General features: G+C 73.0%; 17 protein-coding genes. 14 read left to right on the top strand and 3 right to left on the bottom strand.

Features of this window, described 5'->3' with window-relative positions; all coding sequences use genetic code 11:
- Positions 1-2 precede the first annotated feature (2 nt).
- The 13 genes from pyrE (at position 3) to BJ965_RS17585 (ending at position 13,732) form a co-directional block, all read left to right on the top strand.
- Positions 3-551: an orotate phosphoribosyltransferase gene (gene pyrE / locus BJ965_RS17645; protein WP_030245666.1), complete on the top strand. Its 549-nt coding sequence runs from the start codon at positions 3-5 to the stop codon at positions 549-551.
- A gap of 148 nt (positions 552-699) precedes the next feature.
- A complete protein-coding gene (fbaA, locus tag BJ965_RS17640; protein ID WP_031106398.1) occupies positions 700-1,722 on the top strand; it encodes a class II fructose-bisphosphate aldolase in 1,023 nt (340 codons plus the stop codon).
- Between the two features lie 87 nt (positions 1,723-1,809).
- Positions 1,810-3,276 (top strand): MFS transporter, encoded by a 1,467-nt coding sequence (locus BJ965_RS17635; RefSeq protein WP_184909547.1) that lies wholly within the window; start codon positions 1,810-1,812, stop codon positions 3,274-3,276.
- A gap of 189 nt (positions 3,277-3,465) precedes the next feature.
- A complete protein-coding gene (locus BJ965_RS17630; RefSeq protein ID WP_142161380.1) occupies positions 3,466-3,879 on the top strand; it encodes a DUF3151 domain-containing protein in 414 nt (137 codons plus the stop codon).
- 150 nt (positions 3,880-4,029) lie between these two features.
- On the top strand, positions 4,030-4,860 hold the full coding sequence (locus tag BJ965_RS17625) for a tryptophan 2,3-dioxygenase family protein (protein ID WP_030846323.1): 831 nt from the start codon (positions 4,030-4,032) through the stop codon (positions 4,858-4,860).
- A complete protein-coding gene (kynU, locus tag BJ965_RS17620) occupies positions 4,853-6,067 on the top strand; it encodes a kynureninase (RefSeq protein ID WP_184909546.1) in 1,215 nt (404 codons plus the stop codon). The genes BJ965_RS17625 and kynU overlap by 8 nt, the downstream gene beginning before the upstream one ends.
- Before the next feature lie 188 nt (positions 6,068-6,255).
- The gene (locus tag BJ965_RS17615) at positions 6,256-7,119 is read left to right on the top strand and encodes an alpha/beta hydrolase (RefSeq protein WP_184909545.1); all 864 of its coding nucleotides are present in this window, start codon (positions 6,256-6,258) and stop codon (positions 7,117-7,119) included.
- A gap of 188 nt (positions 7,120-7,307) precedes the next feature.
- Positions 7,308-8,363 (top strand): alpha/beta hydrolase, encoded by a 1,056-nt coding sequence (locus BJ965_RS17610; protein ID WP_184909544.1) that lies wholly within the window; start codon positions 7,308-7,310, stop codon positions 8,361-8,363.
- The gene (locus tag BJ965_RS17605) at positions 8,356-9,567 is read left to right on the top strand and encodes an acyltransferase family protein (protein WP_184909543.1); all 1,212 of its coding nucleotides are present in this window, start codon (positions 8,356-8,358) and stop codon (positions 9,565-9,567) included. Before BJ965_RS17610 ends, BJ965_RS17605 begins: the two co-directional genes overlap by 8 nt.
- Positions 9,560-10,936 carry a sensor histidine kinase gene (locus BJ965_RS17600; protein ID WP_184909542.1) on the top strand — a complete coding sequence of 459 codons (1,377 nt, stop codon included), beginning with the start codon at positions 9,560-9,562 and terminating at the stop codon, positions 10,934-10,936. The genes BJ965_RS17605 and BJ965_RS17600 overlap by 8 nt, the downstream gene beginning before the upstream one ends.
- Positions 10,933-11,616, top strand: coding sequence for a response regulator (locus BJ965_RS17595; RefSeq protein WP_030846305.1), 684 nt, complete (start codon positions 10,933-10,935; stop codon positions 11,614-11,616). The genes BJ965_RS17600 and BJ965_RS17595 overlap by 4 nt, the downstream gene beginning before the upstream one ends.
- A 110-nt stretch (positions 11,617-11,726) precedes the next feature.
- Complete coding sequence (locus BJ965_RS17590) at positions 11,727-13,070, top strand: sensor histidine kinase (protein WP_184909541.1); 1,344 nt, start codon at positions 11,727-11,729, stop codon at positions 13,068-13,070.
- The gene (locus BJ965_RS17585; RefSeq protein ID WP_184909540.1) at positions 13,067-13,732 is read left to right on the top strand and encodes a response regulator; all 666 of its coding nucleotides are present in this window, start codon (positions 13,067-13,069) and stop codon (positions 13,730-13,732) included. The genes BJ965_RS17590 and BJ965_RS17585 overlap by 4 nt, the downstream gene beginning before the upstream one ends.
- 77 nt (positions 13,733-13,809) lie before the next feature.
- Here the strand turns inward: BJ965_RS17585 and BJ965_RS17580 are convergent, their stop codons facing one another.
- A complete protein-coding gene (locus BJ965_RS17580; protein ID WP_184909539.1) occupies positions 13,810-14,187 on the bottom strand; it encodes an SH3 domain-containing protein in 378 nt (125 codons plus the stop codon).
- A gap of 147 nt (positions 14,188-14,334) precedes the next feature.
- Between BJ965_RS17580 and BJ965_RS17575 the strand changes: the two genes are divergently transcribed.
- On the top strand, positions 14,335-15,540 hold the full coding sequence (locus tag BJ965_RS17575) for a cytochrome P450 (protein WP_184909538.1): 1,206 nt from the start codon (positions 14,335-14,337) through the stop codon (positions 15,538-15,540).
- Positions 15,541-15,564: 24 nt separating this feature from the next.
- Here the strand turns inward: BJ965_RS17575 and BJ965_RS17570 are convergent, their stop codons facing one another.
- Positions 15,565-17,163, bottom strand: coding sequence for an ABC transporter permease (locus BJ965_RS17570; protein WP_184909537.1), 1,599 nt, complete (start codon positions 17,161-17,163; stop codon positions 15,565-15,567).
- Positions 17,160-18,065 carry an ABC transporter ATP-binding protein gene (locus tag BJ965_RS17565; RefSeq protein ID WP_184909536.1) on the bottom strand — a complete coding sequence of 302 codons (906 nt, stop codon included), beginning with the start codon at positions 18,063-18,065 and terminating at the stop codon, positions 17,160-17,162. The genes BJ965_RS17570 and BJ965_RS17565 overlap by 4 nt, the downstream gene beginning before the upstream one ends.
- Positions 18,066-18,123 lie beyond the last annotated feature (58 nt).

Here is an 18,123-nt window from a genome sequence, read left to right as displayed (position 1 = left end):
CCATGACGGACACACGCGGCGCGCTGCTGCAGCAGATCAAGGACAAGGCCGTGGTGCACGGCAAGGTGACCCTGTCGTCGGGTTTGGAAGCCGACTACTACGTCGACCTGCGGCGCGTCACGCTCGACGGCGAGGCCGCCCCGCTGGTCGGCCAGGTGCTGCTGGACCTGACCGCCGAGCTGGACTTCGACGCCGTCGGCGGTCTGACCATGGGCGCCGACCCGGTCGCCGCCGCCATGCTGCACGCGGCCGCCGCGCGCGGGAAGCGCCTGGACGCCTTCGTCGTGCGCAAGGCCGCCAAGGCGCACGGCCTCCAGCGGCGCGTCGAGGGCCCGGACATCGCGGGCCGCCGCGTGCTGGTCGTCGAGGACACCTCCACCACCGGCGGCTCCCCGCTCACCGCCGTCGAGGCCGTGCGCGAGGCCGGTGCCGAGGTCGTCGCCGTCGCGACCATCGTCGACCGGGCGACCGGCGCCGCCGAGAAGATCCAGGAGGGCGCCGGGGTGCCGTACCTCTTCGCCTTCTCGAAGGACGAGCTGGGCCTCGACTGACCGGGGACTGACCAGGGCGTGGACGGTGGCCTGGACCTTCCGGCCAAGTCTGGAAAGATGGGGCCGACGATGACGTCGCACCCCAAGGTCTAGGTCAGGGCCGTTAGACACAGCAGTACGTCAACCCGCAGATACAAGGAGCGGACGCATGCCCATCGCAACTCCCGAGGTCTACAACGAGATGCTGGACCGGGCGAAGGCAGGAAAGTTCGCCTACCCGGCCATCAACGTGACCTCCACCCAGACCCTGCACGCGGCCCTGCGCGGTTTCGCTGAGGCGGAGAGCGACGGCATCGTCCAGATCTCCACGGGTGGCGCCGAGTTCCTGGGCGGTCAGTACAGCAAGGACATGGTGACCGGCGCGGTCGCCCTGGCCGAGTTCGCGCACATCGTCGCCGAGAAGTACCCGGTGAACATCGCGCTGCACACCGACCACTGCCCCAAGGACAAGCTCGACGGGTACGTACGCCCGCTCCTGGCGCTCTCCCAGAAGCGCGTCGAGGCCGGTCTGAACCCGCTGTTCCAGTCGCACATGTGGGACGGCTCGGCCGAGACCCTCGCCGACAACCTCTCCATCGCGCAGGAGCTGCTGGAGCAGGCCCGCGCCGCGAAGATCATCCTCGAGGTGGAGATCACCCCGACCGGTGGCGAGGAGGACGGCGTCACCCACGAGATCAACGACTCCCTCTACACCACGGTCGACGACGCGATCCGCACCGCCGAGGCCCTCGGCCTCGGTGAGAAGGGCCGCTACCTGCTCGCCGCGTCCTTCGGCAACGTGCACGGCGTGTACAAGCCGGGCAACGTCGTCCTGCGTCCCGAGCTGCTGAAGGAGCTGAACGAGGGCGTCGCCGCCAAGTTCGGCAAGGGCTCCCCGTTCGACTTCGTCTTCCACGGCGGCTCCGGCTCCACCGAGCAGGAGATCCGCACCGCGCTGGAGAACGGCGTCGTGAAGATGAACATCGACACGGACACCCAGTACGCGTTCACGCGCCCGGTCGCGGACCACATGTTCCGCAACTACGACGGCGTCCTGAAGGTCGACGGCGAGGTCGGCAACAAGAAGACCTACGACCCGCGCACCTGGGGCAAGCTGGCCGAGGCCTCCATGGCCGCGCGCGTCGTCGAGGCCTGCGGCAACCTGCGGTCCACGGGTACGAAGATCAAGTAAGTCTCCGTACACACCGCCTCGCATCCGGTTCGCTCGCGTGGAGCCCGGCACCTCCTGAGGTGCCGGGCTCTTCCGTATGCTCCCTGCATGCCCGATGTCCGGTTGGCCTCCCCGCAGGGCAAGTGGATCCTGCTCACCACCGTCCTCGGCTCCAGCATGGCGATGCTGGACTCGACCGTCGTCAACGTCGCCCTGCCGCGCATCGGCCGCGACCTCGACGCGAACCTGTCCGCCCTGCAGTGGACGGTCAACGCCTACATGGTCACGCTCGCCGGGCTGATCCTGCTGGGCGGGGCGCTAGGGGACCGCTTCGGGCGGCGCAAGGTGTTCGTCATCGGCGTGGTGTGGTTCGCGGTGGCGTCGCTGCTGTGCGGTATCGCGCCGAACTCGGGCGTGCTGATCGCCGCGCGGGCCCTGCAGGGGGTGGGTGGTGCGCTGCTGACCCCCGGGTCGCTGGCGCTGATCCAGGCGTCCTTCCATCCCGACGACCGGGGGCGGGCGGTGGGCCTGTGGTCCGGCTTCGGCGGGGTCGGTGCGGCGGTCGGGCCGTTCGTCGGCGGCTGGCTGGTGGACGGGCCGGGCTGGCGGTGGGTGTTCCTGCTGAACGTGCCGCTGGCGCTGGTGTGCGTGCCGGTGGCGCTGCGGCACGTCCCCGAGTCGGGGGACCAGCAGGCGCACGGGCGGTTCGACGTGCTCGGGGCCGTGCTGGGGGCGCTGGCCCTCGCGCTGGTGACGTACGCGCTGATCGAGGCAGGTGAGGGCGGCCTGGTCGTGGTGGTCTCGGCGGTGGCCGGGCTGGCCGCGGCCGTCGCGTTCGTGGTCGTCGAGCGGCGCCGGCCCGACCCGATGATGCCGCCGGACATCTTCGCGTCCCGGCAGTTCACGGCCGTCAACCTCGTCACGCTGTGCGTGTACGCGGCCCTCGGCGGGTTCTTCTTCCTCGCCGCGCTCCAGCTCCAGGTGGTCGTGGGCTACTCGGCCCTCGCCGCCGGTACGGCACTGCTGCCGACGACCGTGCTGATGCTGCTGCTGTCGGCGCGCTCCGGGGAACTGGCCGACCGCATCGGGCCGCGGATCCCGCTGACGGTGGGGCCGCTGCTGTGCGCGGCCGGGATGCTGCTGATGCTGCGGGTCGGACCGGGGGCGTCCTACGTCGCCGATGTGCTGCCGGCACTGGTGGTGCTCGGGCTGGGCCTGGTCACGCTGGTGGCGCCGCTGACGGCGACGGTGCTGGGCTCGGTGAGCGTGGTGCGGGCCGGGCTGGCCAGCGGCATCAACAACGCGGCGGCCCGGGCGGCGGGCCTGATGGCGGTGGCGGCGCTGCCGCTGCTGGCGGGGATGGGGGAGGAGGCGTACCGGGAGCCGGCCGCCTTCGACACGGCGTTCGGCAAGGCGATGGGCTGGTGCGCGGGGTCGCTGGTGGTGGGGGCGGTGATCGCGGCCACGGTGGTGCGCAGGCCGCCGCCTGACTGCAAGCGGCCGGAGTGCCTGCGGCACGGCGGTGTGACGGCGCCGCCGCTGGAGGGGGAGCCGGTGCGGAAACGGCTGGGGTAGAGGGGCGGGCGCTGGTGCCGGTGCCGAGGCTGGTCCGGTGCCGGCGTTGCGGCTGCGGCTGAGGCTGGTCCGGTGTCGGCGTTGCGGCTGCGGCTGTGGCCGTGGCTGAGCGGTACCGGTGCCGGTGTTGTGGCTGTGGCTGAGCGGGACCGGTGCCCACGGCGCAGTGGGATGGCGCAGACTTGGGGCATGTCCATTCACGAGAACCTTCTCGGGGGCCCGCCCCCGACCCACCTCCCCGACGACCCCGGGCCGCGGGAAATGCTCGCGTCGGGTGCCTCGCCCGTCGAGGTCGCCGGTAAGCACCCCACCTCCTCGCTCGCCTGGGCGCAGCTCGCCGACGAGGCGTTCGAGCGGGGCGCCGCCGTGGAGTCGTACGCGTACGCCCGCACCGGCTACCACCGCGGTCTGGACGCGCTGCGCCGCAGCGGCTGGAAGGGCCACGGCCCGGTGCCGTGGGAGCACGAGCCGAACCGCGGCTTCCTGCGTGCCCTGCACGCCCTCGCCCGCGCCGCACAGGCGATCGGCGAGCAGGAGGAGTACGAGCGCTGCTCCCAGTTCCTGAAGGACTCCTCGCCGACGGCGGCGCAGGTCCTGGGCTGACACACGGTCCGTGCACGCGAGGCCCGTCCCCGAAAGGCGGGCCTTGCGGTTTCGGGGGACGATTGCGCAAGATGCCCTCGGGGACCGGGGCCCCCGTGTCGGATTCGGCAGGGGCGGACCGCTACCCGGAGTTACACGCAGGAGACAGCGATGTCCCACGAGGCTCACGAGCCCGAGACCCCGCATCTCGACTTCCACGGCACGACGCCGTACGAGGACTACGTCAAGGCAGACGTACTCACCCACCTCCAGCACACCCTCTCCGACGACCCCGGAGAGATGGTCTTCCTGGTGACGACCCAGGTGATGGAGCTGTGGTTCACCGTCATCGTCCACGAGTGGGAGACGGCCGCAGGCGCGCTCAGGGGTGACGACATCCCCACCGCCATCGCCGCGCTCAAGAGGTCCGTCCGCGAGCTGGAGGCGCTCAACCACTCCTGGAAGCCGCTCGCCCAGCTCACGCCGGCCCAGTTCAACTCGTACCGCAGCGCCCTCGGCGAGGGCTCCGGCTTCCAGTCGGCGATGTACCGGCGCATGGAGTTCCTGCTCGGCGACAAGTCCGCGTCCATGCTCGTCCCGCACCGGGGCGCACCGCGCGTGCACGCCGAGCTGGAGAAGGCGCTGCACGAGCCGAGCCTGTACGACGAGGTCGTGCGGCTGCTGGCGCGGCGCGGGCACGACATCCCGGAGGCCGTGCTGCGGCGCGACGTGTCGCGGAAGTACGAGCCGTCGCCGGAGGTGGAGGCGGCCTGGACGGCCGTCTACTCGGGTGACGAGAGCGACGAGGTCGCCCGGCTGGGCGAGGCGCTGAGCGATGTCGCCGAGCTGGTGTGGCGCTGGCGCAACGACCACCTGGTCGCCACCCGCCGCGCGATGGGTGCCAAGACCGGCACGGGCGGCTCCGCCGGGGTGGCCTGGCTGGAGAAGCGCGCGCAGAAGAACGTGTTCCCCGAGCTGTGGACGGCGCGGTCCTATGTCTGAGCTCGCCATCGCCGCTCAGAAGCTGGACGCCGTCGACGAACTGGCGGGCAAGCGCGCCGAGTTCGTGCTCGACACTGCGTCTGATCGTGCGGCTGACGCCGCGGGCGTCGTCTACCTCGACGGCAACTCGCTGGGCGCGCTGCCCGCCGTCGTGCCCGGCCGGGTCGAGGACGTCGTACGCCGCCAGTGGGGCGAGCTGCGCATCCGGTCCTGGGAGGAGAGCGGCTGGTGGACGGCGCCCGAGCGGATCGGTGACCGGATCGCCCCGCTGGTCGGGGCGGCGCCCGGGCAGGTCGTGGTGGGCGACTCCACCAGCGTCAACGTCTTCAAGGCGCTCGTGGGCGCGGTGCGGATGGCCGGGGAGGGCCGTGACGAGCTCCTCGTCGACGCGACGACCTTCCCCACCGACGGGTACATCGCCGAGTCCGCCGCCCGCATGACCGGCTGTACCCTGCGGCCCGTGGCACCGGCGGACGTGCCGGGCGCGCTGGGCGAGCGCACCGCCGCCGTCCTGCTCAACCACGTCGACTACCGCAGCGGCCGGCTGCACGACCTGCCCGGTCTGACGGCCGCCGCGCACGAGGCGGGCGCGATCGCCGTCTGGGACCTGTGCCACAGCGCGGGCGCGCTGCCGGTCGGGCTGGACGAGCACGGCGTGGACCTCGCGGTCGGCTGCACCTACAAGTACCTGAACGGCGGGCCCGGTTCACCGGCGTACCTGTATGTGCGGCGGGACCTGCAGGACCGTTTCGACTCGCCGCTGCCCGGGTGGAACTCGCACGCCGAGCCGTTCGGCATGCGCACCGGCTACGAACCGGCCGCCGGTGCCCTGCGCGGCCGGGTCGGCACGCCCGACATCCTCTCCATGCTCGCCCTGGAGGCGGCCCTGGAGGTCTGGGACGGGGTGCCGGTCGAGGCGGTGCGGGCCAAGTCGCTCGCGCTGACGGACTTCTTCCTGGAGTGCGTGGCGGCGTACGTGCCCGAGGGCCGGGTCGTGTGTGTGACGCCGGTGGCGCACGAGGAGCGGGGCAGCCAGATCGCCCTGCGCTGTGACGACGCCGGTGACGTGATGAAACGGCTGATCGAGCGGGGAGTGGTCGGCGACTTCCGGGCGCCGGACGTGCTGCGCTTCGGCTTCACGCCGCTGTACGTCGGGTTCGCCGACGTGGAGCGGGCGGCGCGGGTGCTGGCGGAGACGCTGGCCTGAGCGGCGGCGGGGCCGGGACGCCCCTGCGGTGTCCCGGCCCGCCGTCGCCCGAACGGCGGCCCCCGTCTGGTCTTCACCGAGCGTGACATCCCCGTGTCCCCGCACGTCACGCGCCTGGTACCGTCCCGGCCAACGGCTGAACCCTCAACTCGTCGGCCGCGTACGGTTCATCGCTGGAAGGTTGGAGCATGACGGACGACGTCGCAGCAGCACGGGCCGCTGCCGAGGAGAAGTCGGCCTTCTCCCACGCGCCCGTCGACCCCGACGCCACCGCGGCCTACGGCGACCACCCCGACCAGGTGATCGACTTCTTCGCCCCGCGCCGGGCCGGCGGCCCCGGACCCGCCCCCGTCGTCTTCGTCCTGCACGGCGGTGCCTGGCGGGCCCCCTTCGACCGGCGTCACATCAGCCCCTTCGCGGGCTTCCTCGCCCGCCGCGGGTTCGGCGTGGCCAGTGCCGAGTACCGGCGCGGCGGCGCTGACGACTCCGTCGCGGGCCGCTGGCCCGACACCTTCGACGACGTCGCCGCGGCGCTGGACGCCCTCCCGGCGCTGGTGCGGGAGGTGATGCCGCAGGCCGACCCGCGCCGCACGGTCCTCACCGGCCACTCGGCGGGCGGGCATCTCGCGCTGTGGGGGGCCGCCCGGCACGTCCTGCCGACCGGTTCGCCCTGGCGCGGCGGCAGCCCGGTGACGCTGCGCGGCGTCGTCGCCCTCGCCCCGATCGCGGATCTCGCCATCGCCGACAAGCTGGACGTGTGCGGGGGCGCGGCGCGTCAACTCCTGGGCGGAGACGAGAACTTCGCCGCGCGGCAGCCGTTCGCCGACCCGGCGCTGCTGCTGCCCACCGGCATCGCCACCACCCTCGTCCAGGGCCGTGCGGACCTCGATGTGCCGCAGGCCGTCGCCGAGTCGTACGCGGAGGCGGCGGCGAAGGCGGGGGAGATGGTGGGGGTGACGCTGCTGGAGGACGTGGGGCACTTCCCGCTCATCGACCCGGCGGCGGACGCGTGCGCGGTGGTCGTGGAGGAGATCGCGCAACTGGCCTGGTGAGCACCTCCGCGCGGCCGTTGCCGGCAGCGCCCTCGGCGGGCCCGTAGGAGGAGGCCCCCGGTCATACCCGTAGTACCTGAGAGCTACGCCGCGGATGGGTTCCAGGGTGTGACGCGGACGAGGTCGCCCGCTCCGTAACTTCCCTTCCATGCAGACCCGATGGCCGGGTGCGCTGGAGGGGGACGACCATGGGGTCCGCAGCGAAGTACCGCCGTGCCGCCGACGGCGGACGTCGCGCCGACGGCGGAGGCCGCGCCGGGCGAGGGCGGCAGGCGGGGCGGTGGCGGCAGGCGGGGCGGTGGCGCCGCGCCGCGCTCGCCGCGCTCGTCGCGGGCGCCGTGGTCCTCCCCCTCTCCGCGGCCGTGCGACCGGACATCCCCGCACCGGCCCCCGCCTCACTCCCGCCCCTCAGTGCGGCGACGCTCGACGAGGCCTACGCGGCCAACCGGGCCAACGCCGCCGAGGCGTCCCGCCTGGCCGCCGCCCACCACGACCGCAGCCGTGCCGCGACGGACCGTCAACTGGCCGCTTCCACACGGCATTTGCTCCACTTCGACGGCCGCGGCTCGGGCCGGGTGACGGAGGTCCTCGGTGACCTCGCCCGGGCGGACCGCGTCGCCGTCCTGGTCCCCGGCTCCGACACGGGCCTCGACACCTACGGCCGGTTCCTCGCCGCGGCCTCCGCCCTGTACCGGCAGCTCGCCTCGCAGGCCCCGGCGGGCACACGCACCGCGGTCGTGGCCTGGCTGGGCTACGAGACGCCGGGCACGGTCAGCACGACGGTCACGACGACCGGCAGGGCGGAGCAGGCGGCCCCGCACCTGCGCGCCCTGGTCGCCGACCTGCGCGCGATATCCGGCGAAGAGGCGCGCGTCGCACTGCTCTGCCACTCCTACGGCTCGGTCGTCTGCGGCCGTTCCGCCGCTGGGCTCGACGTCGACGACATCGCGCTCGTCGGCAGCCCCGGCACCGGCGCGGACACCGCCGCCGCCCTGCACGCCCGCGCCCGCGTCTGGGCGGCCCGGGGCCGTGGCGACTGGGTGGAGAACGTCCCGCACCTCGACCTGGACCTGTTCGGCACCACGGTCGGCTTCGGTACCGACCCCGTCTCCCCGGCCTTCGGCGCCCGGGTCTTCACGGCGGGCGACGGCGGCCACAGCGACTACTTCAGGCCCGGTTCGACCTCCCTGACCAACCTGGCCCGGATCGTCCTGGGCGAGACCAAGGCGGTGACCCATGACTGACATCGGAGTACGCGCCGTCCGGCAGGAAGTGCGCCGCGGCGCCGACCGCATCGGCGCGGCCACCCCGCCCGGTCGCGACCGGGCCGTGGACGCCCTGCGGGCCGCCGCCGTCCTCGGCGTCGTCGTCGGGCACTGGCTCGTCACGGCCCTGGTCTCCGACGGCCGCACCCTGCGCACGGCGAGCCCCCTGCAGCACATGCCCTGGCTGGCGCCCATCTCCTGGATGTTCCAGACACTCGCCGTGTTCTTCCTGGTCGGGGGCCATGTCGCCACCCGCGGCCACGCCTCGGCGCGTGCCCGGGGGGTCCCGTACCGCCAGTGGCTGACGGGCCGTCTGACCCGGTTGTGCAAGCCGGTCGTGGCCGTCCTCGGGCTGTGGACGGTGGCCGCGCTCGCCCTGCTGCTGTCGGGCGCCGAGTTCGGCACGGTCCGCACGCTGGTGAAACTGGCCCTGGCCCCGCTGTGGTTCCTCCTGGTGTTCGCCGGCCTGACGGCGGCGACCCCGCTGCTCACCCGGCTCAACCCGCTCTGGCCGCTGGCCGTCGTGCTCCACGTCGACCTGCTGCGCTTCGGCCTCGGCGGCCCCTCCTGGCTGGGCTGGGTCAACGTGGCAGCGGCCTGGGCGGTGCCCTACACGCTGGGCGCGGCCTGGACCCGCGGTGAGCTGGAGCGCCGCCGCGCGGGATGGGTCCTGCTGGGGGCCGGGGCCGCGGCGACCGCGGCGCTCGTCGCATGGGCGGGCTATCCGGCCTCGATGGTCGGCGTCCCGGGCGAGGGCATGTCCAATCTGGACCCGCCGTCGCTGGCCGTCGTCACGTTCGGCCTGGCCCAGTGCGGTCTCGCCCTGCTGCTGCGCGAGCGCCTGCGGCACGCGCTGCGCCGGCCCGTGGCGTGGGCGGCGGTGGCACTCGTCAACATCTCCGCGATGACCGTCTTCCTCTGGCACCAGACGGCCCTGATGGCCACGACCGCCACCGGCCTCCTCGCCGGCCGGCTGCCCGGCCTGCACACCCCGCCCGACGGTCTCGGCTGGGTCGGGGTCCGGCTGCTGTGGCTGCCCGTGTTCGCGCTGGCCCTCGCGGTCTGCTGGGCCGCCTTTCACTCCTTCGAACGGAACGGCGGCGGCCGGGGCCGCAGGGCGCGCGTGGTGCGCTCGCACCGCCCGTCCGACCGGGGCACAGCGGCGAAGGCGCGACATGTCTAGGCTGAGCCGCGTGATGGACACGGGGGTGGGCCGCGCGCTGCGAGCGCGTGTCACGGGCTGGCTGCGCGCACTGCGCGGGGACCTGTGGACCGTCCGGGCGGACCCGCTGCCCCCCTCCACCTGGCTGCGCTGGCTGCCGCACGGGCTGCTGTGCCTGGCCGCCGTCGGCATCACGGTCGGTGGCACGGGTGATCTGACGGACAACGGGCATCTCCCATCCGGTCTTGCCCTCCTGGCCGCGGCCGGCCAGGGCGGCGCCGTGGTGCTGGGGCTGTGGCGACCGGTGCCGGCGTGGTGGCTGTCCCTGGGCGCGTTCACCCTGATCGCCGCCACGGTGCGCACCCGCATGGGCTTCGACCTGGAGACCTACACCTGGCCCTGGACCGCCGCCGGAATCATCGCCGAGCTGCTCGTGCTGCTGCTGCTCGCGCTGCGGGTGCCCACCCGCGCCGCGGTGGCGGCCCTGGCGGCGACCGCGTTCCTCACCTGGGCCTTCGAGAGCCTGTGGACGGGGGAGCCCTACGACACCACCGGCATCCTCGCGGTCTCCCTGTTCACCGTCGTCGTGATACTCGGCAGCGCGCTCAGGGGCCGCCGCGAAGCCCGCGCCCAACTCGTCGAGCAGACCACCCTCACCGCCGAGGAACGCACCCGGCGCACCCTGCTGGAGGAGCGCAGCCGCATCGCGCGGGAGCTCCACGACGTGGTGGCCCACCACATGTCGGTCATCTCCATCCAGGCGCAGGTCGCCCCGCACCTCGTCGAGAACCCGCCCGACGAGCTCAGGGAGAACCTCGCGGGCATCCGGCAGAACGCGCTGGAGGCACTGACCGAGCTGCGCCGTGTGCTGGGCGTGCTGCGCTCGGAGCACATCGGGCCGGGAGAGCCGCCCGACGGCTTCGGCGACGGGACCGCGCCGCACGCCCCCCAGCCCACGCTCGACCGGCTCGACGCGCTGGTGGAGAACACCCGGGCCGTCGGCCGCGAGGTCGTCACCGACATCAGCGGCGAGCGGCGCCCGCTGCCGCCCGGCGTGGAGCTGTCGGCGTACCGGATCGTGCAGGAGGCGCTGAGCAACGCCCTGCGGCACGCGCCCGGCGCGCCCATCACAGTCCGTCTCACGTACGAGCCGGACGGCCTGGAGGTGGAGATCGTCAACGGCCGCCCGACCGGCCCGGCCCCGCCCTCGACGGGGGCGGGGCACGGACTGCTCGGCATGCGGGAGCGGGTCGCGATGCTCGGTGGCACGATGACGGCGCACCCCTGGCACTGGGACGGCTTCAAGGTCACCGCCTTCCTCCCGGACACCCCGCCCGTCGACACCCCGGGCACCGACGACCCCACGGCCCTCAGGAAAGGGACCTCATGACGAGCGGCACCGGCGACCCCATCCGGGTTCTCATCGTCGACGACCAGGCGATGGTCCGGCAGGGCTTCACCGTGCTGCTCGGCGTCCAGCCCGACATAGAGGTCGTCGGCGAGGCGAAGGACGGCGAGGGCGGCGTCGCGAGGGCCGCCGAGACCCTTCCCGACGTCGTCCTCATGGACATCCGCATGCCCGGCATCGGCGGCATCGAGGCGACCGAGCAGATCACGGCCGCGCACCCGGACATCAAGGTGCTGGTGCTCACCACCTTCGACCTCGACGAGTACGTGTACGACGCGCTGCGCGCCGGGGCCTCCGGGTTCCTGCTGAAGGACGCGTCGGCGGAGCAGCTCGCCGAGGCGGTCCGGGTGGTCGCCGCCGGGGAGGCGCTGCTCGCCCCGGTCATCACCCGCAAGCTGATCGCCGAGTTCTCGCGGCTCGACGGCAAGCCCCGCGCCCCGCTCAAGGAGCGTATCGGCGACCTGACCGAGCGGGAGACAGAGGTGCTCGCGCTGATCGCGCAGGGCCTGTCGAACGTGGAGATCGCCCGGCACCTGTATGTGGCCGAGCAGACGGTGAAGACCCACGTGGGGCGCATCCTGGTGAAGCTGGGCCTCAGGGACCGGACGCAGGCGGCGGTGTTCGCCTACGAGTCGGGGCTGGTGCGGCCGTCGGGCTACTGAGGGACGGACCCGATCGCGCCTGGTCGGCCCCGTAGTACCTGAGAGGGACGGGCGGGAACCCGTCTCACTGGGGACGACCGGCACCCGGGGGTGCGCATACCGTTCTGTACGTGACCGAGACGACTCACACGCAGACCACGCCGCCGGGGGACCGGGCCACATCGCGCAGCCCGGAGTACCGGGTGGCGGTGGATTCCCTGCGTGGCCTGAGGCAGGACCTCTTCCAGGACGCGTTCGCCTACCGGCCGCTGCCGGCCCGGCGTACGGACGGATGGATCGTCCGGCGGCTGCCGGGCCGGCTGCGGGAGTACGCGGCGTGGCTCCCGCACGCCCTGATCATCGCGGCGGCCCTGATCACCCTGGCCTTCTCCACCGTCGACAGCGGCGGCCCGGCCCTGCTGCTCGGTCTGCTCTGCGCGATTCCCGTGCTGCTGACCATGGTGCGGCCGGTCGGGGCGTTCTGGGCGTCCATGGTCTCCACCCCGCTCGCCTCGGTGCTCGGCAGCCGCTGGGGCGAATGGCCCTGGGCGGCCGGCAGCTTCGCCTGCCACCTGACCGTGCTGACGGTCGTGGCGATCCGCACCCGGCCGCGCACGGCCGGCTGGATGTGGGTGCTGACGGCGCTGTACGCCCTCGTCGCGGACACCGGCATCGGCCCGACGTACTACGAGTACGGCAGCAACTCCGGTGCCATGCTGGTCCTGTCGGCCCTGATCCTGCTCTGCGTCACCGTCTGGCACATCCGGCGTCACGCCGAGCAGGAGGTCACCGCCCAGCAGACGGTCACCGCGCACGAGCGCTCCCGCCGCACGCTGCTGGAGGAACGCACCACCATCGCCCGCGAGCTGCACGATGTCGTCGCCCATCACATGTCGGTCGTCGCCATCCAGGCGGAGGCCGCGCCGTACCGGGTGGAGAACCCGCCGCCGGAGCTGGAGAAGGCGTTCGCCACGATCCGGGAGAACGCGGTGGCGGCCCTGACCGAACTGCGCCGGGTGCTCGGCGTCGTCCGCGCCGAGGACTACGAGGTTCCGGACGCCCCGCAGCCCACGCTCGCCGATCTGGACGGGCTGCTGGCCAATGTCCGGGAGGCCGGGCTGATCGTGGAGAAGGCGGTGACGGGCGCGGTGCGGGAGCTGCCGCAGGGCGTGGAGCTGTCGGCGTACCGCATCGTGCAGGAGGCCCTGAGCAACACCCTGCGGCACGCGCCGGGGGCGGTCGCCCGGGTCGAGATCGGGTACGTGCTCGGCGGCCTGGGGCTGCGCATAGTCAACGGCCCGCCGCCGAACCCGAGCCTGATCAAGCCCTCGCCCGGCGCCGGGCACGGCATCACGGGCATGCGGGAGCGCGTGACGATGCTGACCGGCGAGATGACGGCCGGCGGCACGGAGGACGGAGGATACGAGGTGACGGTGTTCCTGCCGGTCGCCCTGCCGGGTGAGGACGACGCATGACCATCCGGGTCCTGATCGCGGACGACCAGATGATGGTCCGCGAGGGCTTCTCGGTCCTGCTGAACGCGATGCCGGACATCGAGGTCGTCGGCGAGGCGGTGAACGGCCGTGAGGCCGTCGCCAAGGTCCGCGAACTCGCCCCGGACGTGGTGCTGATGGACATCCGCATGCCCGAGCTGAACGGCATCGAGGCGACCCGCGAGATCGTCGCCGCCGACGACGCGGCGAAGGTGCTGGTGCTCACCACGTTCGACCTCGACGAGTACGTGTACCAGGCGCTGCGCGCGGGTGCCTCCGGGTTCCTCCTCAAGGACGCCTCGGCCCGCCAGCTCGCCGACGGGGTGCGGGTGGTGGCGTCGGGGGAGGCGCTCCTGGCCCCCTCGGTGACCAGGCGCCTGATCACCGAGTTCTCCAAGCTCTCCGAGAAGCCGCGCCTGATGCCCTCCGCGCAGGCGGCCTACGGGGATCTCACCGAGCGGGAGACGGAGGTGCTGGTCCTCATCGCGCAGGGCCTGTCGAACTCGGAGATCGCGGAGCGGCTGGTGGTCGCCGAGTCGACGATCAAGACGCATGTCAGCCGGATCCTGGTGAAGCTGGGCCTCAGGGACCGGACGCAGGCGGCGGTGTTCGCCTACGAGGCGCGGCTGGTGACGCCCGGCTAGCCCTGGCGCGGACAGCCGTCCCGCACAGCCGGGGGACGTCGCCCCGCAGGCCCTGGCCCCGGGGCGACGCGGACGGATCAGTCCAGCTGCATCGGCGTGCAGTCGCTGACGTAGGACTTGGAGACCCAGCCGGTGGTGCCCTTGGCCAGCCCGCTCCGGGACTTCTGGCCGAGCTGCAGCTTGATCCAGGAGCCCTTGGTGGCGAGCTTCTTGCCCCAGTCGTTCTTGTGCAGGAGGCCCTTGGACGCGTAGCCGGGGCCGGCGCCCGTGCGGAAGTTCACGCCGCTGCCCTTGTAGACGTAGTAGTAGACGCGCGGCTTGCAGGGCATCTCGGCGGCGGTGGCGGCCGGGGCGCCGGCCGCCACCGCGCCGGCGGTCAGCGACAGGGCCAGCACGGCCGAGGCGGCCAGACGGGCGGGGACGCGGGTGCGGAGCTTGGCTCGCTGCTGTGTCATGACGTTCTTTCCTTGCGAAGACTCGTGCCGCTCACACGGCCCGGCCAGCTTAACGATCTTGATGTCGCAAGATCGTTCCCGTCGTGTCCCTGTCGTGTGAGGGAACACCCCTGGTCAGGGACGGGGTTCTGGGGCTAGCGTCCCGGCATGGCTGCATTCGACCCGTGGGACCCGGCGTTCCTCGCCGACCCGTACCCCGCCTACGCCGAGCTGCGTGCCCGGGGCCGCGTGCACTGGTTCGAGCCCACGGACCAGTGGCTCGTCCCGCACCACGCGGACGTCTCGGCACTGCTGCGCGACCGGCGTCTGGGCCGGACGTACCAGCACCGGTTCACGCACGAGGAGTTCGGCCGCACGGCGCCCCCGCCGGAGCACGAGCCGTTCCACACGCTCAACGACCACGGGATGCTCGACCTGGAGCCGCCGGACCACACCCGGATCCGCCGCCTGGTGTCGAAGGCGTTCACGCCGCGCACCGTGGAGCGGCTGAAGCCGTATGTGCGGGGCCTGGCCGACGACCTGGCGTCCGCGCTGGTCGAGGCGGGCGGCGGCGATCTGCTGAAGGACGTCGCCGAGCCCCTGCCCGTCGCGGTGATCGCCGAGATGCTCGGCATCCCGGAGTCCGACCGGGCCCCGCTGCGCCCCTGGTCGGCGGACATCTGCGGGATGTACGAACTGAGCCCGTCCGAGGACACGGCGGCGAAGGCGGTCCGGGCGTCGGTGGAGTTCTCCGACTACCTGCGCGACCTGATCGCGGCCCGCCGCAAGGAGCCGGGCGATGACCTCGTCTCCGGGCTCATCGAGGCCCACGACGAGGGCGACCGGCTCACCGAGCAGGAGATGATCTCCACCTGCGTGCTGCTGCTCAACGCCGGGCACGAGGCCACGGTGAACGCCACGGTCAACGGCTGGTACGCCCTGTTCCGCAACCCGTCCCAGCTGGAGCTGCTGCGCGCGGACCACACGCTCATCCCCTCCGCGATCGAGGAACTGATGCGGTACGACACCCCGCTCCAGCTGTTCGAACGCTGGGTCCTGGACGAGATCGAGATCGCCGGCACGACGATCCCGCGTGGCGCGGAGATCGCCATGCTCTTCGGCTCCGCCAACCACGACCCGGGGGTGTTCCGGAACCCGTCCGCGCTCGACCTCACCCGCCCGGACAACCCCCACATCTCCTTCAGCGCCGGCATCCACTACTGCATCGGCGCACCGCTGGCCCGCATCGAACTGGCCGCCTCGATGGGGGCGCTGCTGGAGAAGGCCCCGACCCTGCGCCTCGCGGCCGAGCCCGAGAGGAAGCCGAACTTCGTGATCAGGGGGCTGGAGGGGCTGGCCGTGGAGGTGGGGTGATCGGTACGCGTCGACGGGTACCGATCACGTGGTCATGTCCCGCCTGCGCAACCCGGCCAGCCCTCCGGCGACCAGCAGCACCGCCAGCCCGGTCAGTACCAGCACCGGCCCCCAGTCCATGGCTCCGCCCGGCAGCTTCGGCAGGTGCCCGAACGGCGAGACGTCCAGCACGGCCTGCGGTACGTCCAGCGCGGGCCCGACCCAGCCGATCAGGAGCACGGCCCCGGCGATGCCCCACGCCGCCAGGGCCGCCCGGGGCAGGACCCCGTGCAGCAGCGCCGCCACCCCGCCGACCACCCACACCGCCGGGAGCTGCACCAGGCACGCCCCCAGGATCGGGCCGGTCTCCCTGCCGTAGCCGACGGCGAGGCCGAGCCCGGCCAGCAGCATGATCAGGGCGGCGCCGCCGAAGGCGATCACCAGATGACCGGCGGCCCAGCGCACCCGCCCCACCGCGTTCGCCAGGACCGGTTCCGCCCGCCCCGAGGTCTCCTCGCCGTGCAGGCGCAGCACCGACGCCACGATGTACAGCGCCGCGATCAGCCCCAGCATCCCGACCATCGACGCCAGGAACGCGTCCGTCAGGCCGGACTGGCCGCCCATGCGCTCGATGATGCGCCGTGCGCCCGCGTTGTCGCCCACCAGGTCGGCCGCGCCGTCGGTCATGCCGCCGTAGACGACCCCGGCCAGGAAGAAGCCGATGCTCCAGCCCAGCACGCCGCCCCGCTGCAACCGCCAGGCCAGGGCGCCCGCGCTGCCCAGCCGGCCGGATGCCGGGCCCGGCCGGGTCGGCAGGAAGCTCATGCCGAGGTCCCGGCGGCCGGCCAGGGCGTAGGCCACCGCGCCCTGGAGGGCCACCGCCCCGGCGAACAGGGCCAGCACCCACCAGCGCTCGTACGCGTACGGCCGCAGGTTCTCCAGCCAGCCCAGCGGCGACAGCCGGGTCAGGACCGACGAGCCGTCGTCCGTCGCCGAGTCGCCCGCCGCGCGCAGGACGAACGCGGCGCCGAGCACCGCCGCCGTCAGGCCGCGCGCCAGCCGTGCGCTCTCCGTCAGCTGCGCGACGATCGCGGCCATCGTGGCGAAGACCATCCCGACGGCGGCGATCCCCAGCCCGAGGGCCAGGGCGCCGGTCGCGCCCTGCCCGGCCAGCCCGGCCGTCACCAGCAGCGCCAGCACCCCGTTCGCGACCGCCGCCGCGAGCAGGGCCGCCGTCAGAGAGGCCCGGCGGCCCACCATCCCGGACGCCACCAGCTCCTGACGGCCGCTCTCCTCCTCGTCCCGGGTGTGCCGTACGACGATCAGCAGGCTCATCACGGCGGCCAGGGCACCGGCGTAGACGCCCACGCGCCAGGCCGTCAGGGCGCCCAGCGAGTCGCCGAAGACCGGGCCGACCATCGCGCGCAGCGAGGAGTTGGTCTCCATCTGCCGGATCAGGTCGGCGCGTTCGGCCGGGGTGCCGTACAGGCCCTCCAGGGTGCCCGGCATGGAGAGGACCATCAGCGCGTTCACCGCGATCCACACGGGGATCATCACCCGGTCGCGGCGCAGGGCGAACCGCAGCAGGGTGCCCGTGCCGGCCAGGGGGCGTGAACTGCCGGGCCGTACCGCGAACGTGGTCATCGGGCCACCGCCGCGTCCGGCTCGTCCTGGTAGTGCCGCAGGAACAGCTCCTCCAGCGTGGGCGGTGTCGACGTCAGCGACCGTACGCCCGACTCGCTCAGCGACCGCAGGACGCCGTTCAGCCGGTCGGTGTCGACCTGGAGCCGGACGCGGTGCCCCTGCACGTCGAGGTCGTGCACGCCGGGCAGTTCGGCCAGGCCGTCGGGCGGGCCGGCGAGCTCGGCGACGACGCTGGTCCGGGTCAGATGGCGCAGGTCGGCGAGCGAACCGCTCTCGACCGTACGGCCGCCGCGGATGATGCTCACGCGGTCGCACAGCTCCTCGACCTCGCTGAGGATGTGGGAGGAGAGCAGGACCGTACGGCCCCGGTCGCGTTCCTCCTCGACGCACGCCTGGAAGACCTCCTCCATCAGCGGGTCCAGACCCGAGGTCGGCTCGTCCAGGATCAGCAGGTCGACGTCGGAGGCGAAGGCGGCGACCAGGGCGACCTTCTGCCGGTTGCCCTTGGAGTACGTGCGGCCCTTCTTGGTGGGGTCGAGTTCGAAGCGCTCGATCAGCTCCGCGCGGCGCCTCGCGTCGAGCCCTCCGCGCAGCCGGCCGTAGAGGTCGATGACCTCGCCGCCGGAGAGGTTGCGCCACAGCGTGACGTCCCCGGGGACGTAGGCGATGCGGCGGTGCACCTCCACCGCGTCCTTCCACGGGTCGCGGCCGAGGACCTGCGCTGCGCCCGAGTCGGCGCGCAGCAGGCCGAGCAGGACCCGGATGGTGGTGGACTTCCCGGAGCCGTTGGGGCCGAGGAAGCCGTGGACCTCGCCGGCGGCGACCTCCAGGTCGAGCCCGTCGAGAGCATGCGTCCGCCCGAAGGACTTGTGCAGTCCGGAGACGGTGATGGCCTTCGTCATGCTCCAGAACGTACGCTTCTTTCAGAAATTTGTGAAGTTAAGGAAGCGTGTGAATCGC

This window comes from Streptomyces luteogriseus, from assembly GCF_014205055.1.
Taxonomy (GTDB): Bacteria; Actinomycetota; Actinomycetes; order Streptomycetales; family Streptomycetaceae; genus Streptomyces; species Streptomyces luteogriseus.
The sequence above is the reverse complement of the archived record's forward strand: the minus strand, read 5'-3'. Positions and strand labels throughout refer to the sequence as shown.